Origin of the sequence: Phycicoccus jejuensis (genome assembly GCF_000720925.1) — a bacterium.
GTDB classification, from domain to species: domain Bacteria; phylum Actinomycetota; class Actinomycetes; order Actinomycetales; family Dermatophilaceae; genus Phycicoccus; species Phycicoccus jejuensis.
This window is the reverse complement of the sequence record NZ_JOEE01000006.1, coordinates 171,035-197,043: the sequence shown is the minus strand read 5'-3', so window position 1 is coordinate 197,043 and position 26,009 is coordinate 171,035. Positions and strand designations below refer to the sequence as shown.

At 74.3% G+C, this 26,009-nt stretch carries 22 protein-coding genes; 10 read left to right on the top strand and 12 right to left on the bottom strand.

Annotation, left to right across the window (positions count from 1 at the left end):
• The first annotated feature begins 45 nt into the window (after positions 1–45).
• On the top strand, positions 46–2,118 hold the full coding sequence (locus IG69_RS22175) for an acyltransferase family protein (protein WP_051750546.1): 2,073 nt from the start codon (positions 46–48) through the stop codon (positions 2,116–2,118).
• A 98-nt stretch (positions 2,119–2,216) separates the two neighbouring features.
• Here IG69_RS22175 and IG69_RS0113215 read toward each other — a convergent pair whose 3' ends face one another.
• The 3 genes from IG69_RS0113215 to IG69_RS0113205 all read right to left on the bottom strand — a co-directional run bounded on the left by IG69_RS0113215 (position 2,217) and on the right by IG69_RS0113205 (position 5,629).
• The gene (locus IG69_RS0113215; RefSeq protein WP_036830026.1) at positions 2,217–3,524 is read right to left on the bottom strand and encodes an MFS transporter; all 1,308 of its coding nucleotides are present in this window, start codon (positions 3,522–3,524) and stop codon (positions 2,217–2,219) included.
• The gene (locus tag IG69_RS0113210) at positions 3,521–3,964 is read right to left on the bottom strand and encodes a MarR family winged helix-turn-helix transcriptional regulator (protein WP_242525866.1); all 444 of its coding nucleotides are present in this window, start codon (positions 3,962–3,964) and stop codon (positions 3,521–3,523) included. The genes IG69_RS0113215 and IG69_RS0113210 overlap by 4 nt, the downstream gene beginning before the upstream one ends.
• A 168-nt stretch (positions 3,965–4,132) precedes the next feature.
• Positions 4,133–5,629: an NCS2 family permease gene (locus IG69_RS0113205; RefSeq protein WP_030528643.1), complete on the bottom strand. Its 1,497-nt coding sequence runs from the start codon at positions 5,627–5,629 to the stop codon at positions 4,133–4,135.
• Positions 5,630–5,702: 73 nt separating this feature from the next.
• On the opposite strand from IG69_RS0113205, the gene IG69_RS0113200 reads away from it, so the two are divergent.
• Positions 5,703–5,966, top strand: coding sequence for a DUF2530 domain-containing protein (locus tag IG69_RS0113200; RefSeq protein ID WP_030528642.1), 264 nt, complete (start codon positions 5,703–5,705; stop codon positions 5,964–5,966).
• 27 nt (positions 5,967–5,993) lie between these two features.
• On the opposite strand, the gene IG69_RS0113195 is transcribed toward IG69_RS0113200, so the two are convergent.
• Positions 5,994–6,740, bottom strand: coding sequence for a DUF3027 domain-containing protein (locus IG69_RS0113195; protein WP_030528641.1), 747 nt, complete (start codon positions 6,738–6,740; stop codon positions 5,994–5,996).
• Positions 6,740–7,138 (bottom strand): cold-shock protein, encoded by a 399-nt coding sequence (locus IG69_RS0113190; RefSeq protein ID WP_030528640.1) that lies wholly within the window; start codon positions 7,136–7,138, stop codon positions 6,740–6,742. Before IG69_RS0113190 ends, IG69_RS0113195 begins: the two co-directional genes overlap by 1 nt.
• Before the next feature lie 374 nt (positions 7,139–7,512).
• On the opposite strand from IG69_RS0113190, the gene IG69_RS0113185 reads away from it, so the two are divergent.
• Positions 7,513–8,796: an MFS transporter gene (locus IG69_RS0113185; protein ID WP_051750545.1), complete on the top strand. Its 1,284-nt coding sequence runs from the start codon at positions 7,513–7,515 to the stop codon at positions 8,794–8,796.
• 16 nt (positions 8,797–8,812) lie between these two features.
• Here IG69_RS0113185 and IG69_RS0113180 read toward each other — a convergent pair whose 3' ends face one another.
• Positions 8,813–9,751: a hydroxymethylglutaryl-CoA lyase gene (locus tag IG69_RS0113180; protein ID WP_030528638.1), complete on the bottom strand. Its 939-nt coding sequence runs from the start codon at positions 9,749–9,751 to the stop codon at positions 8,813–8,815.
• A gap of 107 nt (positions 9,752–9,858) precedes the next feature.
• Between IG69_RS0113180 and IG69_RS22170 the strand changes: the two genes are divergently transcribed.
• The 6 genes from IG69_RS22170 to IG69_RS0113145 all read left to right on the top strand — a co-directional run bounded on the left by IG69_RS22170 (position 9,859) and on the right by IG69_RS0113145 (position 17,050).
• Entirely contained in the window at positions 9,859–10,602 is a 744-nt protein-coding gene (locus IG69_RS22170) for a hypothetical protein (RefSeq protein ID WP_030528637.1), read from the top strand.
• 73 nt (positions 10,603–10,675) lie between these two features.
• Entirely contained in the window at positions 10,676–11,389 is a 714-nt protein-coding gene (locus IG69_RS0113170) for a response regulator transcription factor (protein WP_030528636.1), read from the top strand.
• Entirely contained in the window at positions 11,389–12,834 is a 1,446-nt protein-coding gene (locus tag IG69_RS0113165; RefSeq protein WP_036830023.1) for a sensor histidine kinase, read from the top strand. Before IG69_RS0113170 ends, IG69_RS0113165 begins: the two co-directional genes overlap by 1 nt.
• A gap of 65 nt (positions 12,835–12,899) precedes the next feature.
• Positions 12,900–14,306 carry a S1C family serine protease gene (locus tag IG69_RS0113160; RefSeq protein ID WP_084696797.1) on the top strand — a complete coding sequence of 469 codons (1,407 nt, stop codon included), beginning with the start codon at positions 12,900–12,902 and terminating at the stop codon, positions 14,304–14,306.
• A gap of 82 nt (positions 14,307–14,388) precedes the next feature.
• A complete protein-coding gene (locus IG69_RS0113150; protein ID WP_051750544.1) occupies positions 14,389–16,362 on the top strand; it encodes a DUF2339 domain-containing protein in 1,974 nt (657 codons plus the stop codon).
• Positions 16,363–16,393: 31 nt separating this feature from the next.
• A complete protein-coding gene (locus IG69_RS0113145) occupies positions 16,394–17,050 on the top strand; it encodes an HD domain-containing protein (protein ID WP_211251004.1) in 657 nt (218 codons plus the stop codon).
• On the opposite strand, the gene IG69_RS22165 is transcribed toward IG69_RS0113145, so the two are convergent.
• Complete coding sequence (locus tag IG69_RS22165) at positions 17,031–17,804, bottom strand: DUF4031 domain-containing protein (protein WP_036830019.1); 774 nt, start codon at positions 17,802–17,804, stop codon at positions 17,031–17,033. The genes IG69_RS0113145 and IG69_RS22165 overlap by 20 nt on opposite strands.
• Before the next feature lie 329 nt (positions 17,805–18,133).
• Here IG69_RS22165 and IG69_RS0113135 point away from each other — a divergent pair, with 329 nt between their 5' ends.
• The gene (locus IG69_RS0113135) at positions 18,134–18,424 is read left to right on the top strand and encodes a WXG100 family type VII secretion target (protein WP_030528630.1); all 291 of its coding nucleotides are present in this window, start codon (positions 18,134–18,136) and stop codon (positions 18,422–18,424) included.
• A 3-nt stretch (positions 18,425–18,427) separates the two neighbouring features.
• Here the strand turns inward: IG69_RS0113135 and IG69_RS0113130 are convergent, their stop codons facing one another.
• The 5 genes from IG69_RS0113130 to groL form a co-directional block, all read right to left on the bottom strand.
• Positions 18,428–18,946 carry a GNAT family N-acetyltransferase gene (locus IG69_RS0113130; RefSeq protein ID WP_245616147.1) on the bottom strand — a complete coding sequence of 173 codons (519 nt, stop codon included), beginning with the start codon at positions 18,944–18,946 and terminating at the stop codon, positions 18,428–18,430.
• Positions 18,947–19,015: 69 nt separating this feature from the next.
• Positions 19,016–21,577, bottom strand: a complete 2,562-nt coding sequence (locus tag IG69_RS0113125) for an ABC transporter permease (protein ID WP_030528628.1) — start codon at positions 21,575–21,577, stop codon at positions 19,016–19,018.
• 1 nt (position 21,578) lies between these two features.
• Positions 21,579–22,370: an ABC transporter ATP-binding protein gene (locus IG69_RS0113120; protein WP_030528627.1), complete on the bottom strand. Its 792-nt coding sequence runs from the start codon at positions 22,368–22,370 to the stop codon at positions 21,579–21,581.
• Positions 22,367–24,175, bottom strand: a complete 1,809-nt coding sequence (locus tag IG69_RS0113115) for an alkaline phosphatase D family protein (protein ID WP_051750542.1) — start codon at positions 24,173–24,175, stop codon at positions 22,367–22,369. The genes IG69_RS0113120 and IG69_RS0113115 overlap by 4 nt, the downstream gene beginning before the upstream one ends.
• A 160-nt stretch (positions 24,176–24,335) precedes the next feature.
• Positions 24,336–25,964, bottom strand: a complete 1,629-nt coding sequence (gene groL / locus IG69_RS0113110; RefSeq protein WP_030528625.1) for a chaperonin GroEL — start codon at positions 25,962–25,964, stop codon at positions 24,336–24,338.
• Positions 25,965–26,009 lie beyond the last annotated feature (45 nt).

Genomic DNA, 26,009 nt, shown 5'->3' with positions numbered 1-26,009 from the left:
CGGCGCCCCACCACCCCACCCCTGTGCACGAGGCACCCACCAGCCATGCCCACCCCTGCCCCCGCGTCGGCACCGCCCGCGACGCCCGCGCCACCCACCGCGGTCCGGTCCGACATCCAGGGCCTGCGCGCCGTCGCGGTCCTCGTCGTGCTCGTCTACCACTTCTGGCCGGGCGGCCTGACCGGCGGCTACGTCGGGGTCGACGTCTTCTTCGTCATCTCCGGGTTCCTCATCTCCTCGCACCTGCTGACCCGCCCGCCATCCGGGCCGAGGGACCTCGCCGTGTTCTGGGCGAGACGGGTGCGGCGCCTGCTGCCCGCGGCGTCCGTGGTGCTGCTCGCGACGCTGCTCGCCTCCCTCGCGTGGATGCCGTCCTCCCTCCTGCCGGGTGTCGCCCGCGAGATCGGCGCCTCCGCGCTGTCCCTCGAGAACTGGGCGCTGGCCGGCTCGGCCACCGACTACCTCGCGGCCGAGAACGCGCCCAGCCCGGTGCAGCACTACTGGTCGCTCTCGGTCGAGGAGCAGTTCTACGTGCTGTGGCCGGTCCTGCTCGCCGTCCTCGGGCTCGTCGGGCGCCGCCGCCCGCTGCTGTGGCGGGCGAGCGGCCTCCTCGTCGTCACCGCCGCCTCGTTCGTCGCCTCGGTCGTGCTCACCTCCGCGGACCCGGCGGGCGCGTACTTCGTCACGCACACCCGCATCTGGGAGCTCGGGCTGGGCTCGCTGCTCGCGGTGGCGGCCCACCGCGGGTGGCGTGTGCGCGCCGCGCTGCCCCGGGCCGTCGCCGGCTGGCTGGGCCTGGCGATGGTGGCCGCCGCCACCGTCCTGTTCAGCGGGGCCACCGACTTCCCGGGGTACGCGGCCCTGCTGCCGACCGTGGGCGCCGTGCTCGTCATCGCCGCCGCGGGCGACGACGTGCCGGGCTCCCCCCGCCTGCTGCTCTCGCGGCGACCGGCGCAGGTCCTCGGCGACCTCTCCTACTCGGTCTACCTCTGGCACTGGCCGGTCGTCGTCATCGCCCCGTACGCCCTCGGCCGGGAGCTGAGCTGGGTCGAGAAGCTGTTCGCCGTCACCGCGGTCGTGCTCCTCGCCGCTCTCACCAAGCGGTTCGTCGAGGACCCCGCCCGCCGCTCACCACGCCTCGTCGGCAGCCTGCGCCTCAGCTTCGCGCTCGCCGCGGCGAGCGCCGTCCTCTTCGCCGGCGTGGGGGTGGGTGTCGTGGTCCGGGCCGACGAGGCGCGCGCCGCCGAGGCCCGCTCGCTGGCCGGGGCCATCGGGGACGACTGCGTGGGGGCCGCCGCCCTGCGCCAGGGGTGCACGCCGGTCGAGGGCGACCGGCTGCTTAGCTCCCCCGCCTCCGCCGCGGCCGACCGCTCACGCCTGTACGCCGACGACTGCTGGTCCAACCGGCCGTACACGCGGCACCGGGTCTGCTCGTACGGGCCGGAGGCCGCCGACCTGCGCGTGGCCCTCCTGGGCAACAGCCACGCCGGGCACTGGGAGCCCGCCCTGTCCCCCGAGGTCCTCGCTCGCGGTGGCCGGCTGGACACCTACCTCGTCTCCGAGTGCTACCCGGTCGACGTCCCGCTCGACTTCGGCCCGGGCACCGACCGGCTGACCACGACCTGCCGGCAGTGGACCGACTGGGCGCTCGACGCCGTCGCGCGCGGCGGCTACGACGTCGTCGTCCTGAGCAACCGCACCTTCCGCCCGCCGCGCGACGTCCCCGAGGACCGGCGCCAGCCGGTGCTCGAGGCGGCCTACGCCCGCACCCTGGCGCGGCTCACCGACGCCGGCGTCCGGGTCGTCGTGGTGCGCGACGTCCCGTCGGCGGTCGACAACGGCCCGGACTGCGTGGCGCAGCGCGAGGGCGACCCCGCCGCCTGCGCCAACCCCCGGGCGGAGGCGCTGGAGCCCGACCCGCTCGCCGTCTCTGCCGGGCGGGACACCTCCCAGGACGTCACGCTCCTCGACCCGACGGACCGGTTCTGCGACGCCGAGCGCTGCCACGTCGTCGTCGGTGGCCTCATCGCCTACTTCGACCACGGGCACATGACGACGGCGTTCGCCCGCACCCTGCGGCCGGAGGTCGCCGCGGCCCTCGACCGCGCCCTCGGCTGAGCGGCGGGTCGGTCAGCGACCCGCGACGGCGTAGACGACCGCCACGACGACGAGCACCGCGAGCACCCCGAGCGTCATCCGGCGGCGGAACAGCGGCGTCACCGGGCCGGCTCCGGCACGGGCACGCGGCTGTCGTCCCGGTCCTCGGCGCTGGGCACCGTCGTCACGCTGACGCGCGGGCGGCGCTGCGACTCGTAGCTCACCCGGACATTCTCCGCCCGGGCCAGCCAGAACGACACACCGACCAGGGCCAGCCCGACGGCGACCGCCCCGATGCCGATGGTCCAGCGCGGCCCGAACTGCTCCGAGATCCACCCGATGAGCGGGGCGCCGGCCGGCGTGCCGCCCATGAAGATCGCCATGTAGAGGGCCATGACCCGGCCGCGCATCTCCGGGGCGACGCGGGTCTGGACCATCGCGTTGGCCGTCGTCATCGCCGTGAGGGCAGTGAGGCCGACCGGCACGAGCGCCAGCGCGAACAACCAGTACGAGGGCGCCGAGGCGGCCGCGGTGGCCGACAGGGTGAACCCGACGAGCGCGAGGAGCAGCACCCGCAGGCGCGGCTCCTTGCGCCGGGCCGAGAGCAGCGCGGCGGTCAGCGACCCGACGGCCATGATCGACCCGAGCAGCCCGAACTCGCCGGCGCCCTTGTCGAAGACCTTCGTGGCCATGAGCGCCATCGTGATCTGGAAGTTCATCCCGAACGTCCCGAGCACGAAGACGAGCAGCATGACGAGCTGGATGTCGCGCCGCTGCTTGACGTAGGCGAAGCCCTCGCGGATGCCGCCGCGACCCTTGGCCCGGCGCGGCGAGCGCAGCTGCGAGACGTTGAGCATCGCCAGCGCGGCGAGCACGAAGACGAAGGTCAGGGTGTTGAGCAGGAGCGCCTCGCCGGTGCCCCACCACGCGATGATGAGGCCCGCGGCCCCCGGCCCGATGAGCCGGCCCGCGTTGAACGACGCCGAGTTGAGCGCGACCGCGTTCGACAGCTTCTCGGGCGGCACCATCTCGGAGACGATGACCTGCCGCGCCGGGTTGTCGATGGCCGTCGTCACGCCCTGCACGAGGGCGATCGCGTAGACGTGCCACAGCTGCGCGGCGCCCGTCACGGCGAGCACCCCGAGCACCAGGCTCGTCAGCGCGAGCATGCTCTGGGTCACGAGGAGGATCCTGCGCCGCGAGAAGCGGTCGGCGATGAGCCCGGTCCACGGCGCGAGGAGGAGGAACGGGAGGAACTGCAGGCCGGTGACGATGCCGAGCGCCGTCGCGGAGCCGGCGGTCAGAACGGTGAGGACGAGCCAGTCCTGGCCCACGCGCCCGACCCAGGTGCCGACGTTGGAGACGAAGCCGCCGAGGAACCACAGCCGGTAGTTGCGGATCTCGAGCGAGGTGAAGGTGGGGCTCATTCGGCGGCCACCCGTTCGAGCAGCGCGGTCGCGTCGGCGAGGAGCGCCCGCTCGTCGTCGGTCAGCCGCTCCAGGCGGGTCGCCAGCCACTGGTCGCGACGCCTGCGGGTCTCGCGGATGGCCCGCCGCCCCTCCTTGGTCAGCGAGAGGATGACCTGTCGGCCGTCCGTCGGGTCGTCCGCGCGGGCCACGAGCCCGCGCTCGACCAGCCCGTTGACCGTGCGGCTCATGCTGGGCGCCGACACCTGCTCGATCTCGGCGACCTCCTTCGGCGTCCGCGGGCCGTCCTCGAGGCGCACGAGCGCGGAGAACTGGTGCGGCGCCAGGTCGGTCGAGCTCTCGAAGCGCACCCGGCGCGAGATGCGCATGCACACCATGCGCAGGTCGCTCGTCAGGCGGTCCTTCTGCGTACGGGTCATCGTCGGGGCGGGTGCGGGCACGGTGTTCTCCAGCGGTGGTCGTCATCGGTAGTTAGCACAACTCATTACCGTGGCTAACTATTCCACCGTCCTCCGACGAGCGGGGCCGCAGCAGCGCGGGAGCCCGGCGGACGTCGAGGCGCCCGCCCCGCGGTGAGCGGGACGGGCGCCTCGGGGGTGCGCGGAGGGTCAGCCGGTGACGACCTCGGTGATCGGCTCGATGAAGAAGTAGACGACGAAGAGCAGCGCCGTGACCCACATCATCGGATGGACCTGGCGGATCTTGCCGCGCACGACCTTGATGAGGACGTAGACGACGAAGCCCGCGCCGATGCCCGCCGTGATCGAGTAGGTGAACGGCATGAGGATGATCGTCAGGAAGGCCGGGATGGCGATCTCGACGTCGTCCCAGGCGATCTCCTTGACCTGCTGCATCATGAGGAAGCCGACGAGGACGAGCGCGGGGACCGCGGCCTCGTTGGGGATGATCTTGACGAGCGGGGCGAAGACGACCGCGACGAGGAACAGCACGCCCGTGACGACCGACGCCAGACCGGTGCGCGCGCCCTCGCCGACACCGGACGCCGACTCGATGTACGAGGTGTTCGACGAGACGCCCGCGGCACCACCCGCCGCGGCCGCGACGGAGTCGACGACGAGGATGCGCTGGGTGGCCGGCGGGTTGCCCTCCTCGTCGAGCAGGCCGGCCTCGGCACCGATGGCCGTCATCGTGCCCATCGTGTCGAAGAAGTCGGCGAGCATGAGGGTGAAGACGAGCAGCACGGCCGCGACGACGCCGACGCGCTCGAAGGACCCCAGCAGGTTGAACTCGCCGAGCGTGCCGAAGTTGATCGGGTCGACGACGTCCGGCCACGCCGGCACGTTGAGGTTCCAGCCGAGCGGGTTGATCTTGTTCGTCCCGTCCGCGTTCTGCCCGACGACGGTCGGCCCGACCTTGGCGATCGCCTCGACGACGAAGGCCACGACGGTCATCGCGATGATCGAGATGATGATCGCGCCGCGGACCTTGCGCACCCACAGGGCGACGATGAGGACCACGCCCAGGGCGAAGACGAGGGTCGGCCAGCCGGCGAGCTGCCCGCCGACGCCGAGCTCGACCGGCACCGTGCCCGCCCCCGTGCGCCGCACGAAGCCCGCGTCGACGAGGCCGATGAGCGCGATGAACAGGCCGATGCCCACCGAGATCGCGGTCTTCAGCTGGGCCGGCACGGCGTGGAAGACCGCCTGCCGGAACCCGGTGAGCACGAGGACGAGGATGACGATGCCCTCGAGGACCACGAGGCCCATCGCGTCGGCCCAGGTCATCTTGCTCGCGATCGCGTAGGCCACGAAGGCGTTGAGGCCGAGGCCGGTGGCCAGCGCGAGCGGGAAGTTCGCGACGACACCCATGAGGATGGTCAGCACGCCCGCGACGAGGGCGGTGCCCGCCGCGATGGCGGCGAGGTTCGGGGCGTCGCCGCCACCGAGGAACTTGCCGTCTGCGTCCTGGACGTAGCCGAGGATCAGCGGGTTGAGGACGACGATGTACGCCATCGTGAAGAAGGTGGCGACGCCACCGCGGACCTCGCGGCCCACGGTGGAGCCGCGCTGGTGGATGTGGAAGAACCGCTCGAGGAAGCCCGGGTGCGTGGGGCCCGCGTCGGCGGTGGTCGTGGTCTCGGCCATGGCGAGCAGGCTAGTGGCGCCGGGAGCGCCGCGGGTTTCGGGGGTGTGACGGCGAGATCGCTACGCTGGCGCCGTGACCGACGAGCCCACGCGCGCCCCGGACCCCGCCCTGCTCGGGCGCTCCGCCCCGGTCGACCCGCCGGACGTCCCGACCCGCACGCTCGTGCTCGTGGGCTCCGGCGTGTGGGCGGTCGCCCTCGTCGTCACCCTGCTCGTCCCGGCGCTGCACACCGGCGAGCGCTCGTGGTGGCCCTGGGCCTGCGTCACCGGCCTCGCGCTCGGCGCGTTCGCGTGGTGGTACGTCCGGCGCGGGCGCGGCAACGCCGCCGGCGCCTGAGGCGGTCGGCGGCGTCGTGGCGCGACGTCAGCTGACGTCGAGCGCGTTGTCGTCGAGGATCGGCGCGGGCACCCGCTCGGCGGGCGGGGCCTCGACGTCGGCCTCGGAGTGCGCCCCGCAGCCGTGGTCGAGGCTGACGACCTTGCCGTCGGAGGGCGACCACTCGTTGGCGCACACCCCGAAGACCGTGCGCAGCGCACCGGCCATCGGCAGGAAGTAGCCGCACGACGAGCAGGGCATCGGCGCCTTGACCGCGACCGGCGCGGCGGGGCCGTTGTCGCCGTCGTACCAGCGCTGGGCGGCGACCTCGCGGCCCTCGGCCGAGAGCACGCGGACCCGGCCGAGGCCGAGCTCCCACTGCGCGGCGGCGTCGACGTCCTCGTCGCCGGTGGCCTCCCAGCCGGCCTCGAGGTGCGGGTCGGCGTCGACGTACGGGGTGACGTCGCCGGGGCCGAGGTCACCGGGCGCGAGGCGCGAGGCGTAGGGCAGCCACTCGGGGCTGAGCAGCGCGCCCTCCCCCGGGACGAGGTCGGTCTCGCAGACGGTGACGGTCTTGGAGCGGGCGACGCGCGCGACCGACACCGCCCAGCGCCAGCCGCGGTAGGCGGCGGCGTCGCAGGCGAAGTAGTGCGTCGCGAGGCGCTCGTCGACCATCTCCATCCCGAGGTGGTCGCCGACGGTGCCGGGCTCGGCGACGCCGGTCAGCGCCTCGCGGGCGACGTCGACGGCGCCCCGGAGGGTGGCGTCCGGCCGGACCGCGGTGGCGGGCGCCATCAGAGCTCGAGGTCGCCGGCGACGGCCCGCAGGACCTGGGCGACCTTGTTGCCGTGCTGCTTGTCGGGGTAGTGCCCGCGGCGCAGCGACTCCGAGACGTTGTCGAGGAGCTTGATGACGTCCTCGACGATGACGACCATCTCGTCGGCCGGCTTGCGGTCGCGGACGCGACGGTTGGTCGCGACAGACGGGGCGGGGTCGAGGACGCGCACGGCCATCGCCTGGGCGCCGCGGCGACCCTCGGCGATGCTGAACTCGATGCGCTGACCGCCCTTGAGGCCCTGGACGTCGGCGGGCAGGGCGGACGCCGGGACGAACACGTCCCCCTCGCCGGCGTCGCCGGACACGAATCCGAAGCCCTTCTCGGCGTCGAAGAACTTCACCTTGCCAGTCGGCACGGTCCACCTCATCCATCGGTCGTCACGCGGGGCGCCCGGGAGCGGGCACCACGACCAAGGCTAACCGCTGGGGCCGACACCGCGCTGCCGGGTTCTCGCGCCCGCCCACCCCACCCCCACCCCGAGTCCCACGCGTATCGGGTGACCCGATACCGCTGCGCCTCCCCCGACAACCGTTCCCGGGTGGAGCGCACCCGTCTCGGGTCACCCGACAACGCTGCGCCTCCCCCGACAACCGTTCCCGGGTGGAGCGCGCCCGTATCGGGTGACCCGATACGCAGGTGACGCACGTGACGAGCCGTCGGGGTGGTGGCGGCGGGCGGGGCGGGAAGAACCCGGTCGCGGGTGTCGGCGGGCCGTGGGAGCGTGTCCCGGTGCCCGAGACCGCCTCCCCCGCCACCGACGACGCGCACCTGACCGTGCGCGGGTTCTGGGCGGCGCTGCCCCCGGCCGGGCGCTGGCTGCTGTCGACGACCGCCATCTCCACGCTCGGGCGCGGGATGACGCTGCCGTTCACCGCCATCTACATGCACGAGGTCCGCGGCGTCCCCCTGTCGGTCACCGGCCTGCTCATGGGGCTCATCGCCGGCGTGGCCGTCGTCGTCACGGCCCCCGTCGGCGTCGTCACCGACCGGCTCGGCGCCCGCCCGGTCGTCATCGCGGGGCTGCTCGCGCAGGTGCTCGGCGCCCTCGTCATGGCCTTCGCGACCACGGTCACCGGCCTCACCGTCGCCGTCGTGCTCCTCGGCATCAGCTTCGGTGTCGGCTGGCCGGCCTTCAACGCGATGATCGCGAGCATCGTCGAGGGCCGCCTGCGCACGCAGTACTTCGGCATCAACTTCGCGCTGGTCAACCTCGGCATCGGCATCGGCGGGGTCGTCAGCGGCTTCCTCGCCGACGTCTCGCGCCCCGGCACCTTCAGCGCGATCTTCGTCGTCGACGCCGTCTGCGTCCTCGTCCCCGTCGCGCTGCTGCTCGGCCCGCTGCGCGCGGTGGCCGGCCGGCCGGTCCCCGCGGCCGAGGGCGAGGGCGGCACCGGCTACCTGGCCATCCTGCGCCGCCCGGCCGTCCTCTGGCTCACCGCGCTGACCTTCCTGTCGAGCTTCGTCGGCTACGGGCAGATGGAGGCCGGCTTCCCCGCCTTCGCCCGGCAGGTCAGCGAGGTCTCGACCCGCACGATCGGGTTCGCGTTCGCGGCCAACACCGCCGTCATCGTGCTCATGCAGTTCCTCGTCCTGCGCCGCATCGACGGCCGCCGCCGCACCCGCGTCTTCCTCGGCCTCGTCGTCCTCTGGGCGCTGGCCTGGGCGCTGCTCGGCGCCACCGGCCTCGTCGCCGGCACGCTCGCGGCGGCCGCGGGCGTCATCGTCTTCCACGTCTTCTTCGGGCTCGGCGAGACGCTCCTGCAGCCGACCGTGCCCGCCATCGTCAACGACCTCGCGAGCGACCACGACCGCGGCCGCTACAACGCGGTGTCGGGGATGGCCTTCCAGGTCGGCGCCATCACCGCGCCGGTGGCCGCCGGCTGGCTGCTCGACCGCCGGCTCGCCGGGGTGTTCGTCGCCGTCCTCCTCGTCTGCCTCGCGCTCGTCGCGGCCCTGGCCCTGGCCCTCGAGCGGCAGATCTCCCCGGAGGTCAACGGGGTCCGGCAGCGCTGAGGCGCAGGGCGACGGCTCAGCCGCCGGTCAGCGCCTTGACGACGCGCGAGGGCGAGGGCCGCCCGAGCACCCCGGCCATCCAGGCCGAGGTCTCGACGAGCGCGTCGAGGTCGACGCCCGTCTCGACGCCGGCGCCCTCGAGGGTCCACACGAGGTCCTCGGTCGCGAGGTTGCCCGTCGCCGACTTCGCGTAGGGGCAGCCGCCGAGCCCGCCGGTCGAGGCGTCGACGACGGTGACGCCGTCACGCAGCGCGGCCAGCGTGTTCGCGAGCGCCTGCCCGTAGGTGTCGTGGAAGTGCACCCCGGTGCGCTCCGGCCCGATGCCGGCGGCGTCGAGCCCCTCGAGCAGCCGGTGCACGTGACCGACCGTGCCCACCCCGATCGTGTCGCCGACCGACAGCTGGTCGCAGCCGAGGTCCATGAGGCGTCGGCAGGCGTCGACGACCTGGGGCACCGGCACCGGTCCCTCCCACGGGTCGCCGAAGCACATCGACACGTAGGCGCGCACCCACAGCCCCTCGGCCCGGGCCCGCTCGACGACGGGCGCGAACATCGCGACCGACTCCTCGAGCGAGCGGTTGAGGTTCTTGCGGGCGAAGGTCTCGGTCGCGCTGCCGAAGATCGCGACGGCGCCGACCCCAGCGGCTAGCGCCCGGTCCAGGCCCCGGACGTTGGGGACGAGCACCGGCCGGCGTGCCCCACGCCCCTCGTCCCCGAGCAGCCCGAGGACCTCCTCGGCGTCGGCGAGCTGCGGCACCCACCGCGGGTCGACGAAGGAGGTCGTCTCGACGGTCGTCAGGCCCGCGGCGAGGAGGCGGCGCACGAACTCGGCCTTGGCGGCGGCCGGCACGACGGCCGACTCGTTCTGCAGCCCGTCCCGGGGCCCGACCTCGTAGACGGTGACCCGCTCCGGGATGGAGGGGTCCGGCTCGACCTGCGGCAGTGCACGGCTCACGCCTCGATCCTGACACGCCGGACCGTCACGGGCGACGCCGCCCGCCCCCTATCCTCGTGCGCGGTGGCCGACCCGCGGCCGCGCCGACCCGAGGGGACCCCAGCACCGTGAGCAGCAGCGACGACCACCGCGACCCGACCGCGCCCCCGCCGCTCCCTGACTCCACCGAGCCGTCGCCCGCGCCCGGCCCGGACGACACGCAGGTCGTCGGCCCGGAGGCGACGCGCCCGTTCACCCCGCCGGCGCCGCCGGCGCCGCCGGCCCCGCCGGCCTACGAGCAGCCCACCTACTCGACGCCGTCCTACGACCTGCCCGCCTACGGCGCGCCGCCGCAGGACGCCCCGCCGGCGACGGACCCCCACGCCACCCCGGCGCAGAACCCGTACGGCGCGCCGCCGGCCCCGCCCGTCGACCCCTACGGCGCCCCGTCGGCGTCCGGCGCCTACCCGCCGCCGCCCGCCCCGGGTGCCTCCGTCCCGTCGTACAGCCAGTCCGCGCCGTCTGGCCAGTCCGCCCCCTACGGCCCCGCCGCGCCGTACGGCAGCGCCCCCGCCTACGGGCCCGGCTCCCCCTACGCCGCACCGCGCAACAACACGAGCGCCCTCGTCCTGACCATCGTCTCCGGCCTGACGACCGTCATCACCATCGGGTTCTGCGTCGGCATCGTGTTCGTCCCCGCGCTCGTCTTCGGCATCATCGGCCTGACCAAGCAGTCCTCCGACCCCGAGAGCTCCCGGAAGATGTCCCGCTGGGGCTGGATCTCCTTCGGCGTCGCGATCGGCCTCGGGGTCCTCGCGATCGTCGGGATCGTCGTCCTCGCGGGCACGAACGGGGCGTTCACGGGCACCTGAGGCGCCGCGGCTCGCCGCTCCTGCCCAGCCGACGTCCAGCGGACTCACAGACTCGGGGTCGAGACTGGGAGACGTGACAGCCACGCAGCCCCCCGAGGCCCGGCTCCTCGTCGTCGAGGACGAGCCGAACATCCGCGAGCTCCTCGCCACCTCGTTGCGGTACGCCGGCTTCGACGTCGCCACCGCCGCGAGCGGCTCGGAGGCCCTCAAGGTCGCCGACGACCACCAGCCCGACCTCTGCGTCCTCGACGTCATGCTCCCCGACATGGACGGCTTCACCGTCACCCGTCGGCTGCGCGACCAGGGCCGGCGCCTCCCCATCGTCTTCGTCACCGCGCGTGACTCGGTCGACGACAAGATCAAGGGCCTGACCGTCGGCGGCGACGACTACGTCACGAAGCCCTTCAGCCTCGAGGAGGTCGTCGCGCGCATCCGGGCGGTGCTGCGCCGCACCCGGGGTGACGTCGACGAGGACCGCCCGGTCCTGCGCTTCGAGGACCTCGAGCTCGACGAGGACAGCCACGAGGTCCGGCGCGGCAGCCGCGTCATCGAGACCAGCCCGACCGAGTTCAAGCTGCTGCGCTACCTCATGCTCAACCCGAACCGGGTGCTCTCGAAGGCGCAGATCCTCGACCACGTGTGGGACTACGACTTCCGGGGCGAGTCCGGCATCGTCGAGTCCTACATCTCCTACCTCCGGCGCAAGATCGACGTCGAGGGTGCCCCGCCGCTCATCCACACCAAGCGCGGCGTCGGGTACGTCCTGCGGCTGCCCCCGCAGACCTGATGGCCTCGCTCGCCCGGCCGGTGTCGCGTGTCGTCGGCCGGCTGGAGGCGGTGCCGCTGCGCACCCGCCTCCTGCTCATCGTCGGCGTCCTCGTCGGCGCGGCGCTGATCCTCACGAGCATGGTGACGGCCTACCTGCTCAAGAGCGACCTCGACGCCCGCGTCGACGCCGAGCTGCGCAGCGTCCTCAGCCCGGTCGCGACCCAGGCGATCTCGGACCTCCAGAGCCGCCCCGACGACGCGCTGCCCACGAGCTACGCCTTCGCGATCCAGACGCCGACCTTCGCGGCGGTCCGCCCGCCGGTGGGCAGGTACGCCGAGCCGCTCCTGCCCTCGCTCTCCGTGTCCGACCCCCGCGTCCGCACCCAGACCCCGTTCACCGTCGGCTCGAAGAACGACCGGATGACGTGGCGCTTCATCGCCGCCCAGGTCAGCGGGAGCAACGCGGTCGTGGCGGTCGGGGTGCCGCTGGAACCGGTGTCGCACACCGTGACCCGCCTCCTGGTCTCCACCGCCCTCCTCGGCACCCTCGCCCTCGTGCTCTCGCTCGTGCTCGGGCACTTCGCGGTGCGTCGCGCCTTCCGGCCGCTGCGCCGGATCGAGGACACGGCGGCCGCCATCGCCGAGGGGGACCTCACCCAGCGCATCCCCGTCCGGCAGGCCGACGACGAGGTCACCTCGCTGGCCCGCAGCCTCAACGCGATGCTCGCGCAGGTCGAGACCTCCTTCGCCGTCCGCGAGGCCAGCGAGGAGCGGATGCGCCAGTTCGTCGCCGACGCCTCGCACGAGCTGCGCACCCCGCTCGCAACCGTCGGCGGTTACGCACAGCTGTACCGGCAGGGCGCCGTGCGCGACCCCGAGGCCGTCGGGTCGGCGATGGAGCGCATCGAGGCCGAGTCCGGCCGGATGAGCGCGCTCGTCGAGGACCTGCTGACCCTCGCGCGCCTCGACGAGGAGCCCGAGGTCGAGCACACCGACGTCGACCTCACGGTCCTCGCCGCCGACACGGTCGCGGACGCGCGCGCCCGGGCACCCGAGCGGCGCATCCAGCTCGTCGGCTTCGAGGGCGGGGTGGAGCCCTGCGTCGTCCGCGGCTCCGAGCCGCGGCTGCGCCAGGTCGTCACCAACCTCGTCGCGAACGCCCTGCGGCACACACCCGAGGGCACGCCCGTCGAGGTCGCCGTGGGCCTGAACGACGGCGTGCCGAGCCTCGAGGTCCGCGACCACGGGGACGGCGTGCCACCGGAGATCTCGACGAAGGTCTTCGAGCGCTTCTACCGCGCCGACCCCTCGCGCGGACGCACCGGCGGGGGCGGCACCGGCCTCGGCCTGGCCATCGTCGCCGCCATCGTCGCGAGCCACCACGGCCGGGTCGGCGTCGCCGAGACGCCCGGCGGCGGCGCGACCTTCGTGGTCCGGTTCGCACAGCGGACTCCCAGCCACTGACCAGCGCACGCCCACCTCGGGGGCGTTGAGTGGGGACCAGTCGAACAGAAGGAGACCCGTCGGCGATGAACGACCAGCAGCCCCGCACCCCGGAGAACCCCGGCCCGTGGACCGCCCCGCAGTGGTACACCCCGCACGGTGGGACCACCACCGCGACGCAGCCGACGGGCGAGGGCTCGCCGGCCACCCCGGTCCCCACCGGGTACCCCCAGAGCACCCCGACCGGTCCGATGGCCCCTCCCCCTCCGTCGGGGCCGTTCGGGCCGGCCGGGGGTGCCGGACCCTCGGGCGTCCCCTCCCGCGGGTCCGGTCGTCGCCGTGGCGCCGAGATCGTCGGCGTCGCGGTGCTTGCCGCCGTCCTGTCCTCCGGCGGCACCCTGGCCGCGACCCGGCTGATGGACGACACCTCGACGACGTCGACGGTGTCCACCTCCCAGTCGGGTCGCGGCACGGACACCGCGCCGGTGCAGCAGGCCGACGCGTCCGCGCCGAACTGGGCCGCGACCGCCAAGGCGGTCTCGCCGAGCGTCGTCGCCATCACCGCGCAGCTCGCGAACGGCGAGGCGCAGGGCTCGGGCGTCATCATCGACGGCGACGCGCACGTCGTGACGAACAACCACGTCGTCGCCGGCGCGCAGAAGCTGCAGGTGACCCTCGCCGACGGCCGCACGTTCTCGGCCCAGGTGCGCGGCACCGACCCCTCCACCGACCTCGCGGTCATCACCATCGACAACGCCCCCGACGACCTCACGCCGATCTCGATGGGCGACTCCGAGGCGCTCGCGGTCGGTGACCCGGTCATGGCCGTCGGCAACCCCCTCGGCCTCGCCGGCACGGTGACGACGGGCATCGTCAGCGCGCTCAACCGCCCGGTCAGCACGCAGGCCGAGGAGCCCCAGCAGCAGCAGAACCCCTTCAACGGCGGTTTCCGGGAGCAGCAGACGCAGGCGGAGCCGGTCGTCACCAACGCGATCCAGACCTCGGCCGCGATCAACCCCGGCAACAGCGGCGGCGCCCTCGTCGACGCGTCGGGCCGCCTCGTGGGCATCAACTCCTCGATCGCCTCGCTCGGCCAGTCCTCCGGCGGGCAGTCGGGCAGCATCGGCATCGGCTTCGCCATCCCGGCCACCGAGGTGCAGTCGATCGCCAAGCAGCTCATCGACACCGGCAAGGCGCAGCACGCCTACCTCGGGGTCTACCCGCAGGACGGCACCGCCTCGGACGGCTCGGCCACCCGCTCGGGCGCCGAGGTGACCAAGGTCGAGTCCGGCACCCCCGCCGAGAAGGCCGGCCTGCGCCAGGGCGACGTCATCGTCGCCGTCAACGGTGACCCGGTCGACGGCGCGGAGTCGCTCATCGGCTACGTGCGCGAGCAGTCCGTCGGCAGCACCGTCACGCTGACCGTCCTGCGCGACGGCAAGAGCTCGGAGGTCCGCGCGACGCTCGCCGCGGCCGCGAGCAGCCAGGGCTGACCGACGACCCGTCGGGGCGCCGGGACCGGCTGAGTACCGGTGCTCAGGCGCCCCGACGGGGTCCGCCGGGAGTCTTGGGGGCATGACGCACCGGGACGACGTGGCACGCCTCGAGGTCGAGTTCGCCGACGCGATGCAGCGGATGTACGTCGTCGGCAACGGTCTCGCCCGGCTCCGCCACGAGCTCGAGCAGCAGCCGGTCGTCACGACCACCCCCCGCACGGCGTCGGCCGCCGTCCGGTCGGGAGGCCCCGCGCAGGGCGGGGTCGCGGGAGCCGCGCAGGGCGGCCTCCCGCACCACGCCGCCGGGACGGGACACCAGGGAGTCCCCGTCCCGGCGGTGGCCGGAGCACCGGGCCGGACGGCGTCGTCTGCAGGGTCGACGCCGTCCCGCCCGGTGCCACGTCCGTCGACGCAGGCGCCGCCCGCCGGCCCGCCCGTCGTCGGTCCCCCGCCCGTGCCGGGCGGGCCCTGGTACCGGCGCGAGGGTGCCGTGACCCGTGTGCTCGCGGTCTCCGGCGCCGTCGTCACGCTCTCCGGGGTCGCGATGCTCCTCGTCCTGGCCGTCCGTCACGGCTGGTTCGGCCCCGGCGCCCGGGTCTCCGCGGGCGCGCTCCTCGCAGGACTGCTCGGTGGTCTCGGCGTGCGCGGAGGGGCGCGCGACCGCGACCGGGGTTCTCCCGCGGGGAGCGCCCCCGTGGCGCTCGTCGCCACCGGTGCCGCGGTGGCCTACCTCGACGTCGTCGCCGTCACCGCGCTCTACGGATGGCTCCCGGCCTCCGTCGGCGTCGTGCTCTGCCTCGCGGTGAGCGCGCTCGGGTCGCTCGTCGCGCGCCGCTGGGGCAGCGAGCTGCTCGCGGTCCTCCTCGTCGGCGGTGGCGGTCTCTTCGCGCCGGTCGTCGCCGGCCGCGCCGACTGGGTCCTCGCGGCCGTCCTCGCGGTGCTCGCCGCCGTCGGGTGGTGGGCGGGGCGCGGCCGCACGACGCCGTGGCTCACGCTCGTCCGGGTCGTCCCCGTCATCCTGGCGCTGCTCGCCGGGGCGGCCGCCACCGCCGGCCGGCCGGGTGCGGCGCCCCTCGTCGCCGTCGGGCTGGTCGTGCTTGCCGCCACCGTCGTCACCTCCGCGCTCTCGGTGCGCCGGGACGCCGACGACATCGCCTCGAGCGCCGCACTGGCGATCGTCGCGACGGGTGCCCTCGCCGCCGCAGCCGCCCTGTCGTCGACCCCGCGCGCCCTCGTCCACGGCGCCGTCGGGGCGGTGCTGCTGCTCGCGGCGACCGCCCTCGGCCGGGCGCCCCTCGGCCGGGTCGCCCCGCACCTGCTCGTGACGACCGCCACCGCGGGCAGCGTCAGTGCGGTGCTGGCCGTCCTCTCCGGCGTCCCCGACGGCTTCGTGCGCAGCGGTCTGCTCGTCCTCGCCCTGGCCCACCTCGCCGTCGCCGGGGCCACCCGCTCGCGGATCGCCCTCGGCCTCGGCGCCGGCGTGGGAGCGCTGGGGGTCCTCGCCTGGCTGCCGGACGCGCTCGCGGTGACGACCGTCCGCCTGGCCACCGACCACGACCTCGCCTCGGCCTTCGTGGCGAGCGTCCTCGCCGCAGCCGTGGCCGTCCTCGCGTGGTGGGCCGCCTGCGCCGTGCGTGGTGTCGCCGAGCCGGTCCGCCGGCTCGCCGCCGTCCTCGCCTGGGCGGTCGGGCTGGTCGCCACCGCCACGGCGCTCGTGAGCGTCGGGACGCTGGCCGGGGTGCGCCTCGGCGCTGGAGCAACGGGCTTCACCGCCGGGCACGCCGTCGCGACCGTCGTCTGGATGACGGCCGCCGCCGGTCTGCTGCTGCACTCGCTCGAGCACCCGTCCGAGTCCGACCTCGCCCTGCGCAGCGGCCTGCTGCTCAGCGCCGTCGCCGTCGCGAAGCTCTTCCTCTTCGACCTCGCCGCCCTCGACGGCGTCGTCCGGTCGGTGGCCTTCATCGCCACCGGGCTCCTGCTGCTGGCCACGGGCAGCCGCTACGCCCGCGCCTGGGAGCGCGCCCGCCCGCGGACGAGCACCGGGGACGCGTGACCGGCGCGGGCCGGTCTGCCAGAGTGGGCTGGTGAGCGGGCTGCAGCGACGGTGGGTTGCCGACTGCGCCGACGCCGTCCCCGGCGCGGACCGCGCCGCCGTCGACCGCCTCGGTGCCGACCTCCTGGGCCGCTGGAGCGAGCCCCACCGCCGCTATCACGACCTCGCGCACCTCGCCGAGGTCCTCGCCGCCGCCGACCTCCTCGCACGACGGGGGCGCACCCGCCGCGCCGACCGGTCCGCCGTCGCGCTCGCCGCGTGGTTCCACGACGCGGTGTACGAGGGCCGGGGCGGGGGCGACGACGAGCGCCGGAGCGCGGACCTCGCCGCTCGTGAGCTGTCCGCCCTGGGCTGCGCCCCGGACCTCGTGGAGCGCGTCGTCACCCTCGTCCTCGACACGCTCGACCACGAGGTCGAGGACGCCGAGCCGGACGTCGCGCGAGTCACCCTGCACGACGCCGACCTGTGGATCCTCGCCTCTCCCACAGCGCGGTTCGACGAGTACTGCCGTCAGGTGCGCGAGGAGTACGCGCACGTGCCGGCGGCCGAGTACGCGACCGCCCGCTCCGCCGTGCTGCGGCCCTTCCTCGTGCGGCCACACGTGTACCGGTCGGCCCACGCCCGGCGCGAGTGGGAGCCCGTGGCGCGCGAGAACCTCGCGCGCGAGCTCACCCGGCTGGCCGGCTGAGCACCGCGTCGACGAGCGGCCACCAGAAGGTCGTGCCGCAGAGCGACTGCAGCTCGGGCTTCGTCACCCAGCGGCGGTCGGAGGTGTCGTCGTGCGCCGACGACAGCGCCGGCCGGACGGACGCCAGGTGCGTCTCGAAGAGCTGGAGCAGGTCGGTGCCACGCGTCCACGGCCCCTCCCCCTCGACGGCACGGAAGCGCTCGTAGCCGACCGGTCGCAGCGCCGCAGGGTCGAGGAACAGCCCGGTCTCCTCGTGCACCTCGCGGACCGCGTTCTCGCGCACCGACTCCCCGGCTTCGCGCGCACCACCCGGCGCACCCCACTCGTCCCTCCACACCGACCGCACGACCGCGAGGTCGCCCGCGGCGTCGTGGACGAGGACGAGAGCCGCGAAGACCCGGTCCGGGGTCGCGTCGCGTGGAGAGCGGATGAGGTCGACGTCGACGACGACCCCGGGCAGTCGCACGCCGGTGACGCGAGCCACGCCCTTGTCGCCGCGCCGCTTCTGCATCCGCAGCCCGCTCGCCACGAGGCGGCGGAGCAGCTCGCGGGCGTCGGTCGGCTCGGCGCCGGCCGCCACGACGGCCGCGTAGCGCTCCTCGGGGACGTCGTAGTGGTCGCCCTCGAACCCGCGGGCGGGGATGCCGACCCGGCGGGCGAAGGCGTGCAGCTCCGCGAGGCTCGTGTCGCTCACGAGGTGAGACCAGCGCCGGCCGTGCGCCTCGACCCGCGGAGGATCGATGAGGACGGCCACCCGCCGATCGTAGGCCCCGGCCCCGACGCCCCGTCCCCTCCCGACACCCCCGTCCCCTCCTGCCTCACCTTTTCGGGGTCACCCCGAAATGTCCACGAGACACGACCTCCGAGCCGGGGTCTCGTGGACGAACCGGGGTCTCGAGCCGCGGCGACGCGATGAGCGCCCGACCACCACCCGCCCCGACCCACACGCGCCCGGCCCGGACCCGGTGCGGGGCGCCGCCCGGTGGCAGGCCTGTGGAAAACTCCGCGGCCGGGTCGGGCGGCCGACCTAGCGTGCAGACAGCGGGTGGCCACCGGGTCGCCCACCAGCCCGAGGGGGTCCTCGTGTCCGCACAGTTCCAGGTCGACACCGACCGCATCACCGCCGCCGCCGGCGACGTCGCCCGCATCTCCGCCGAGGTCGAGGGGCAGGTCGCCGCGATGACCGCCCGGCTCGTCGGCCTCCAGGACGCGTGGACCGGCAGCGCGTCGGCCCAGTTCCAGGGGGTCGTCGAGCAGTGGCGCGGCACCCAGCAGCAGGTCCGCGAGTCGCTCGACTCGATCGGGCGGGTGCTCGGGGCGGCCGGCGCCCAGTACGCCGAGGTCGAGGCCCAGGCGGTGCGGATGTTCTCGTGACCCTCAGCGCAGGTCGAGCTTGAGCCCGGCGTGGGAGTGCACCCAGCCGAGGTCCTCGTAGAAGCGGCGGGCGTCCTCGCGCCGGAGGTCGGTCGTCAGCTGAGCGAGCACCGCCCCGCGGGCGCGACCGAAGGCGACCGCCCAGGTGAGCAGCGCACGTCCGAGGCCGGACCCGCGGCGGGCGGACGCGACCCGGACGGCCTCGACCTGCAGCCGGGTCGCCCCGCCCCGGGAGAGCCCGTGGAGCAGGGTCAGCTGCAGCGTGCCGACGACCTCGCCGTCGGGGTCCCGGGCGACGACGAGCAGCTGGTTCGGGTCGGCGTCGACGGCGGCGAAGGCCTCGCGGTAGGGGGCGAGGTGTTCGTCGCCGGCGGCGTCCGCGGGCGCCTCCCGGCCAGCGCCGATGGCGTCGTCCCGCAGCAGCGCGACGACGGCGGGCACGTCGGCGACGCGGGCCCGCTCGAGGGTCACGACGTCGTCGCGCAGCGCGAGTCGGTGGGGCAGCTCCGTGGGTTCGTCCACGACGGTGACGCTACCCGCGGGCCCGGCCGCCGCGGGCGGGTGGCGTCACCGGCCCGTCGACCGGCCGGGTCACTCGGTCGCGATCGCCCGCAGGACGTCGAGGCGGGCGGCGCGGCGGCCGGGCCAGACGGCGGCGAGGACACCCACGACGGCGGCGAGCGCGACGAAGCCGACGAGCTGCGACCACGGGACCGACAGCACGTCGATGCCGTCGTCGGCGAGGGAGCGCTGCAGCGCGACCGCGAAGACCAGGCCCAGCACGACCCCGAGCACCGCCCCGAGCACGGCGATGGCCACCGACTCCAGGCGCAGCATCGTGCGCAGCTGACGGCGGCTGAGGCCGACCGCGCGGAGCAGCCCGATCTCGCGCACGCGCTCGACGACCGAGAGCGCGAGCGTGTTGACGATGCCGAGCACCGCGATGACGACGGCGAGCCCGAGCAGGGCGTAGACGATGAAGAGCAGCTGGTCGATGGGCTTGCGCTGCTCGGCCGCGAACTCTGCCTGGTCGGCGACGCCCACGAGCGGCAGGTCGGCCACGGTGGCGTCGAGCGCCCTCTTCAGGGCCGGCCGGTCGGTCCCGGGCTGCGCGACGACGAAGGCCGTCCGGTCGGTCGGCGGAACCCCGAGCTCGTCGAAGGTGCCGAGCGTGAGGGTGACGTCGGACTGCAGCACGGCGTCCGGCTCGTAGGTCGCGACCACGCGACCCTCGACCTTCGCGCCCGCGAAGGTCGTCGTCACCGCGTCGCCCACCGTCAGGCCCAGGTCTGCGGCCTGGCTCGTCGAGAGCGCGACGTCGCCGTCGCGCAGGGTCTCGAGCGATCCGGCCGTCACGTCGGGGCGGGCCACGCGCACGACCCCGGCCGGGTCGACGCCGGTCGCGAACTCGCGGTCCCCGGCGACCTCGAGCCGCGCCCCGCGCACCCGGACGACCTCCTCGACCCCCGGCACCTTCTCGACCGCGTCGGTGATGGCGGCCGAGAAGCCCTGGCCGACGACGCTCGAGACGACGTAGTCCGCGACGATGTCCTCGGCGAGCGACTTGTCGAGGCTGGCCTTCGCCGAGGCGCCGAGCACCGACATGAGCGTGACGAGCGAGACGCCGATCATCAGGGCGGACGCCGTGGCCCCGGTGCGTCGGGGGTTGCGGCGCGCGTTCTGCGCGGCCATCCGCCCGACGGCCCCGAAGGCCCGGCGGTACAGGGCCCCGAGGACGCCGAGCACCGGCCGGCCGAGCACCGGGCTGAGCAGCGCCGTCCCGACGAGCACCCCGAAGGTGCCGACGCCGAGGACGTAGGTCGGTTCGCTGCCCCACCCGAGCAGGCCCCCGACGATGCCGACCACGCCGGCGAGGAGGAGCAGCGCGCCGACCGCGACCCGCCAGCGCAGGCCGCCCTCGGCGAGCACGGCGTCGTCCCGCATCGCGGCGACCGGCGGCACCCGCCCCGCACGCCGAGCCGGCAGGTACGCCGACACCACGGTGACGAGCACGCCGACGGCCAGCGCGACGACGATCGTGCGGCCCTCGAGGACGAGCGGCGTCGACCCGAGGTCGAGCCCCACCCGCCCGAACACCGCCCGGATGCCGATGGCCAGCAGGACGCCGAGCCCGACGCCGAGCGCGGAGCCGACGAACCCGACGATGCCGGCCTCGACGAGCACCGAGCGCGCCACCTGCCGGCGGCTGGCGCCGATGGCCCGCAGCAGCGCGAGCTCGCGGCTGCGCTGCGCGACGAGGATCGAGAACGTGTTGACGATGAGGAACGCCCCGACGGTGAGGGCGACCCCGGCGAAGACGAGCAGGAAGGTCGTGACGAACGAGAGCGCCTCGTCGATGCGCGTCGCGGCGCGCGCCGAGGTGGCGTCGCCGGTGTCGGCGCGGAACCCCTCAGGCAGCACGGCCAGCACCGAGCGCAGCAGCTGGTCCTGCGTGGTGCCGGCGGCGGCCGTCACCCAGACGGTCGACCAGCCGGTGCCGCCGTCGAGGAAGAGCTGCTGCGCCTGCCGTGCGTCGAACATCACGACGCTGGCCCCGACGAGCGAGCTGCCGCCGAACTCGGCGGTGCCGACGAGGGTCGCCTCGATGCGCGGCTGCGCCCCCGCGGTGAGCAGAGGGACGGTGTCGCCGATGCGCCAGCCGGAGCGCTGCGCGGACGTCGCGTCGAGCACGATCTCCCCGGCCGCGGCCGGGAAGCGACCGCTGACGAGGGTGGCCGACGGCGTCCCGTTGGCCGCCGGGCCGGAGCTGTACGAGACACCGATCCCCGGCGGCCCGCCGCCGCCGACGAGCTTGCCCTGCCGGTCGACGACGAACGTCCCGAAGGTCGTGACCCGCCCGTCCGCCCGAGCGGCCCCGGGCACCCCGGCGAGCGTGGTCACGAGGTCCTCGGGCACGGTGCGGACCGCGGCGGCGCCGAGCGGGCCGCCCCCGCCGCCGGACTCGTCGGCGCTGCCGGGACGGACGATGACGTCACCGACCGCACCGCTGGTCAGCCCCGTGAACGCGCGGTCGAGGGTGTCGGTGAAGACGTACGAGCCGGCGACGAAGGCCACCCCGAGCACGACCGCGACACCGCTGAGCAGCAGCCGCACCTTGTGCGCGAGGATGCCGCGCAGCGTCGCGCGCAGCACCTCAGGCCTCCGACTCGGCCAGTCGCGCCATCCGGTCGAGGACCGCCTCGGGCGTCGGCTCCCGCAGCTCGCCGACGACGTGGCCGTCGGCGAGGAAGACGACGCGGTCGGTCCAGCTCGCGGCGCCGGGGTCGTGCGTGACCATGACGACGGTCTGCCCGTGGGTGTCGACCGAGCGGCGCAGGAAGCCGAGCACCTCGGCGCCGGAGGCGGAGTCGAGGTTGCCGGTCGGCTCGTCGGCGAAGACGACGTCGGGACGGCCGACGAGCGCCCGGGCGCACGCGACCCGCTGCTGCTGCCCGCCGGACAGCTCGCCGGGCCGGTGCCCGAGGCGGGTGCGCAGCCCGACCGTGTCGACGACCTCGTCGAACCACGCCTGGTCCGGCTTGCGCCCGGCGATGGCGAGCGGCAGGACGATGTTCTCCTCCGCCGTGAGCGTCGGGACGAGGTTGAACGCCTGGAACACGAACCCGATGCGGTCGCGCCGCAGCTCGGTGAGGCGGCGCTCCTTGAGGGTCGTGAGGTCGACGTCGCCGAGGTACACGTGCCCCGAGGTCGCCGCGTCCAGGCCTGCGGCACAGTGCATCAGCGTCGACTTGCCCGAGCCGGAGCGACCCATGATCGCGGTGAACTCGCCGGCGTGGAGGTCGAGCGTCACGTCGTCGAGCGCAACGACGCGGGTGTCGCCCGAACCGTAGACCTTCGAGAGGTTCTCGACGCGGGCGGCGGGCGGACGGGCCGGCGGGGCGGCGGACGCGCCGGCCGGGCCGGGCTGGGACTCGGCGACGCTCATGGGCCCACGCTAGGCGACGCGGCGGAGACCGCTGCCGCGGGGACCGCGCGGTGGTCCGAGAGGCCGTCGTCGGTGGGCCGCGACGTCACGGCCCCCGGGGCGTCGAGGTGCACCGACCAGACCTCGCGCAGCCAGGGGTGGTCGTGGTCGGCGCCCCGGACCATCCCGGTGACCCACGTGAGGTCCAGCCCGTCCGGCAGCACCCGGCACAGGGCGACGTTGTTGTCGAACCACGGCCCCTCGGTGACCGTCCACGGGTACGCGGGGTCGGGCACGCGCCGCGAGGCCGACGCGAGCAGGCGCATCGGCCGCACGAGGGAGCGGGTGAGCATCGAGATCACGACGCGCACCCCGCGCGGCATCGGGTTGCGGATCGGCGAGCACACCGCCTGGACGATGCGCGAGCGCGCACCGTGGCCGGCGGCGTCGGTGACCTCGGCGAGGTATGAGTTGTGGACGTCGCCCGAGAGGAAGGTGACGGTCTCGGGGGCCGGCCCGCGGTGGCCGCGCGCGAGGTCCATCACCATCTCGAAGACCTCGTCGAAGCCGGAGTTGAACGCGGCCCAGTGCTCGAGGTCGACGACCCGGCGCACCCGCTCGGCCGCGTGTGCCGCCCGGCGACCGTACGCGCCCTGCGCCACCGCCTCGTCGATGGCCTCGAAGTCGTGCAGGCCGGGCGGCAGGAGGAAGGGCAGTGACGTGCCGACGAAGACGTGCCGGTACCCGCCGCGCAGCGTCGCGTCGAGCCACTGCGTCTCGGTCGCGTCGAGCATCGAGCGACGGTCGGGCTCGAGGTGGCGGGCGGCGCGGGAGTCGAGGACGACGAGCAGGCAGTCGCCGAGCTCCCGCACGTGGCTCCAGCGGTAGGTCTCGGGCTCGGCGTCGGCCCGGGCGGCCAGCGCGTCGAGCGTCGCCGTGAGGTCGAGCTCGTCCTCGACGGCGCTGGAGCCGCGCGCCGCGTGGTCGGCGGCGTGCTCGAGGACGAGCCGGAACGCCTCCTCCTGCGCGAGCTCGGCCGGCGAGAGGTTGCCGATGTGCTGGTGCACCCAGTACGAGGCGAGGCCCGAGACGATCCGCTCCTGCCACCACGTCGTCGCCCGCATCTCGCGGCGCCAGGACCACGAGGTGTTCCAGTCGTCGCGGATGTCGTGGTCGTCGAAGATCATCGCCGACGGCACGGTCGAGAGCAGCCAGCGGATGACCGGCTCGACCCACGTGATCCGGTAGAGCTCGTCGTACTCCGCGTAGTCCTTGATCTCCTCGAACGGCGGCTCGTCGAGGCTGCGCCGCGCGCGCATGAACGCCTCGAGCTCGGGGTGGGGCGTCGTGTCGGCGTACACCTGGTCGCCGAGAAGGACGAGCAGGTCGGGCCAGCCGGCCTCCGGCACGTCGCGCAGCGTCACCGCGAGGCTGCGCAGGGCGTCGACGCCGTGGCGCCGCACGCCCTCGTCGTCGTGCGTGCCCGTCGTGCGACAGGAGCCGAACGCGAAGTGCGGCATGCGGGCGGGGTCGAGGGTGCGGATGCGGCTCGGCGGTGCGCCGTCGAGGGGCCAGACGCGCTCGTCGTCGACGAGCAGCTCGTACGGGTCGTCGGTGCCGGGCTCGAGGCCGTCGCAGACGACGAGTGCGTAGTGCGACCCGTGGACGCGGAAGGTGGGCGCGCTCCAGCGGCGACCGTCGCGCACGACGGTGACCGTGGCGGCCGCGGCGGTGCGGACCCAGATCGTCGCCGAGACGTCGTCGACGTGGCGGAGCAGCGGGCCGAGGACGAGGGGGTGGGCCTCACCGGGCTCGGGGTGGCTCATGGCCTCATCCTGCCGTCCGAGGCTGGGCGTCGGCTGTGGGTGAGCACCCCGGCCCGACCCCCGTCCACCCCTGACGCGGGCCGGGGAGGGTGGGACGCTGACGGGCGGCCCTCCCGGAGGAGGACCGCCCGTCGGTCGTGACCCGTGGTGCGTCAGGGGCTCAGAAGCCCATGCCGCCCATGTCGTCGCCGCCGCCCGGCATGGCCGGAGCGGCCTTCTCGGGCTTGTCGGCGATGACGGCCTCGGTCGTGAGGAACAGCGCCGCGATGGACGCCGCGTTCTGCAGCGCCGAGCGGGTGACCTTCGCCGGGTCGATGACGCCCGCCGACACGAGGTCGACGTACTCACCGGTGGCGGCGTTGAGGCCCCAGCCCGACTCGAGGTTGCTGACCTTCTCCGCGACGACCCCGCCCTCGAGACCGGCGTTGATCGCGATCTGCTTGAGCGGCGCCTCGATGGCGACCTTGACGATGTTCGCCCCGGTGGCCTCGTCACCGTGGAGGTCGAGGGACGCGAACGCCTTGGCCCCGGCCTGGATGAGGGCGACGCCACCACCGGCGACGATGCCCTCCTCGACGGCGGCCTTCGCGTTGCGGACGGCGTCCTCGATGCGGTGCTTGCGCTCCTTGAGCTCGACCTCGGTGGCCGCACCCGCCTTGATGACGGCGACGCCGCCGGCGAGCTTGGCGAGGCGCTCCTGGAGCTTCTCGCGGTCGTAGTCCGAGTCGGTCTTCTCGATCTCGGCGCGGATCTGGTTGACACGACCCTGGATCTGGTCGTTGTCACCGGCACCCTCGACGATCGTCGTCTCGTCCTTGGTGACGACGACCTTGCGGGCGCGGCCGAGGAGCGAGAGGTCCGCGGTGTCGAGCTTGAGGCCGACCTCCTCGGAGATGACCTGGCCACCGGTGAGGATGGCGATGTCGCCGAGCATGGCCTTGCGGCGGTCGCCGAAGCCCGGGGCCTTGACGGCGACGGACTTGAAGGTGCCGCGGATCTTGTTGACCACGAGCGTGCTCAGGGCCTCGCCGTCGACGTCCTCGGAGATGACGAGGAGCGGCTTGCCGGACTGCATGACCTTCTCGAGGAGGGGCAGCAGGTCCTTGATCGAGCCGATCTTGGAGTTCGCGATGAGGACGTACGGGTCCTCGAGCACGGCCTCCATGCGCTCGGTGTCGGTGACGAAGTAGTGGCTGATGTAGCCCTTGTCGAAGCGCATGCCCTCGGTGAGCTCGAGCTCGAGGCCGAAGGTGTTGCTCTCCTCGACGGTGATGACACCCTCCTTGCCGACCTTGTCCATGGCCTCGGCGATCATCTCGCCGATCTGGGGGTCAGCAGCGGAGATCGAGGCCGTGGCAGCGATCTGCTCCTTGGTCTCGACGTCCTTGGCGTTGGCGAGCAGCTCGTCGGAGACGGCGCGGACGGCCTTCTCGATGCCGCGCTTGAGCGCCATCGGGTTGGCCCCGGCGGCGACGTTGCGCAGGCCCTCGCGGACGAGCGCCTGGGCGAGGACGGTGGCCGTCGTCGTGCCGTCACCGGCGACGTCGTCGGTCTTCTTCGCGACCTCCTTGACCAGCTCGGCGCCGATCTTCTCGTACGGGTCGTCGAGCTCGATCTCCTTGGCGATCGAGACACCGTCGTTGGTGATCGTGGGGGCGCCCCACTTCTTCTCCAGGACGACGTTGCGGCCCTTCGGACCGAGGGTCACCTTGACGGCGTCGGCGAGGGTGTTCATGCCTCGCTCGAGACCGCGGCGTGCCTCCTCGTCGAAAGCGATGATCTTGGCCATTCGGGTGGTTCCTCCCACGCGAATCGATGGTGGGACCGGGCGGTG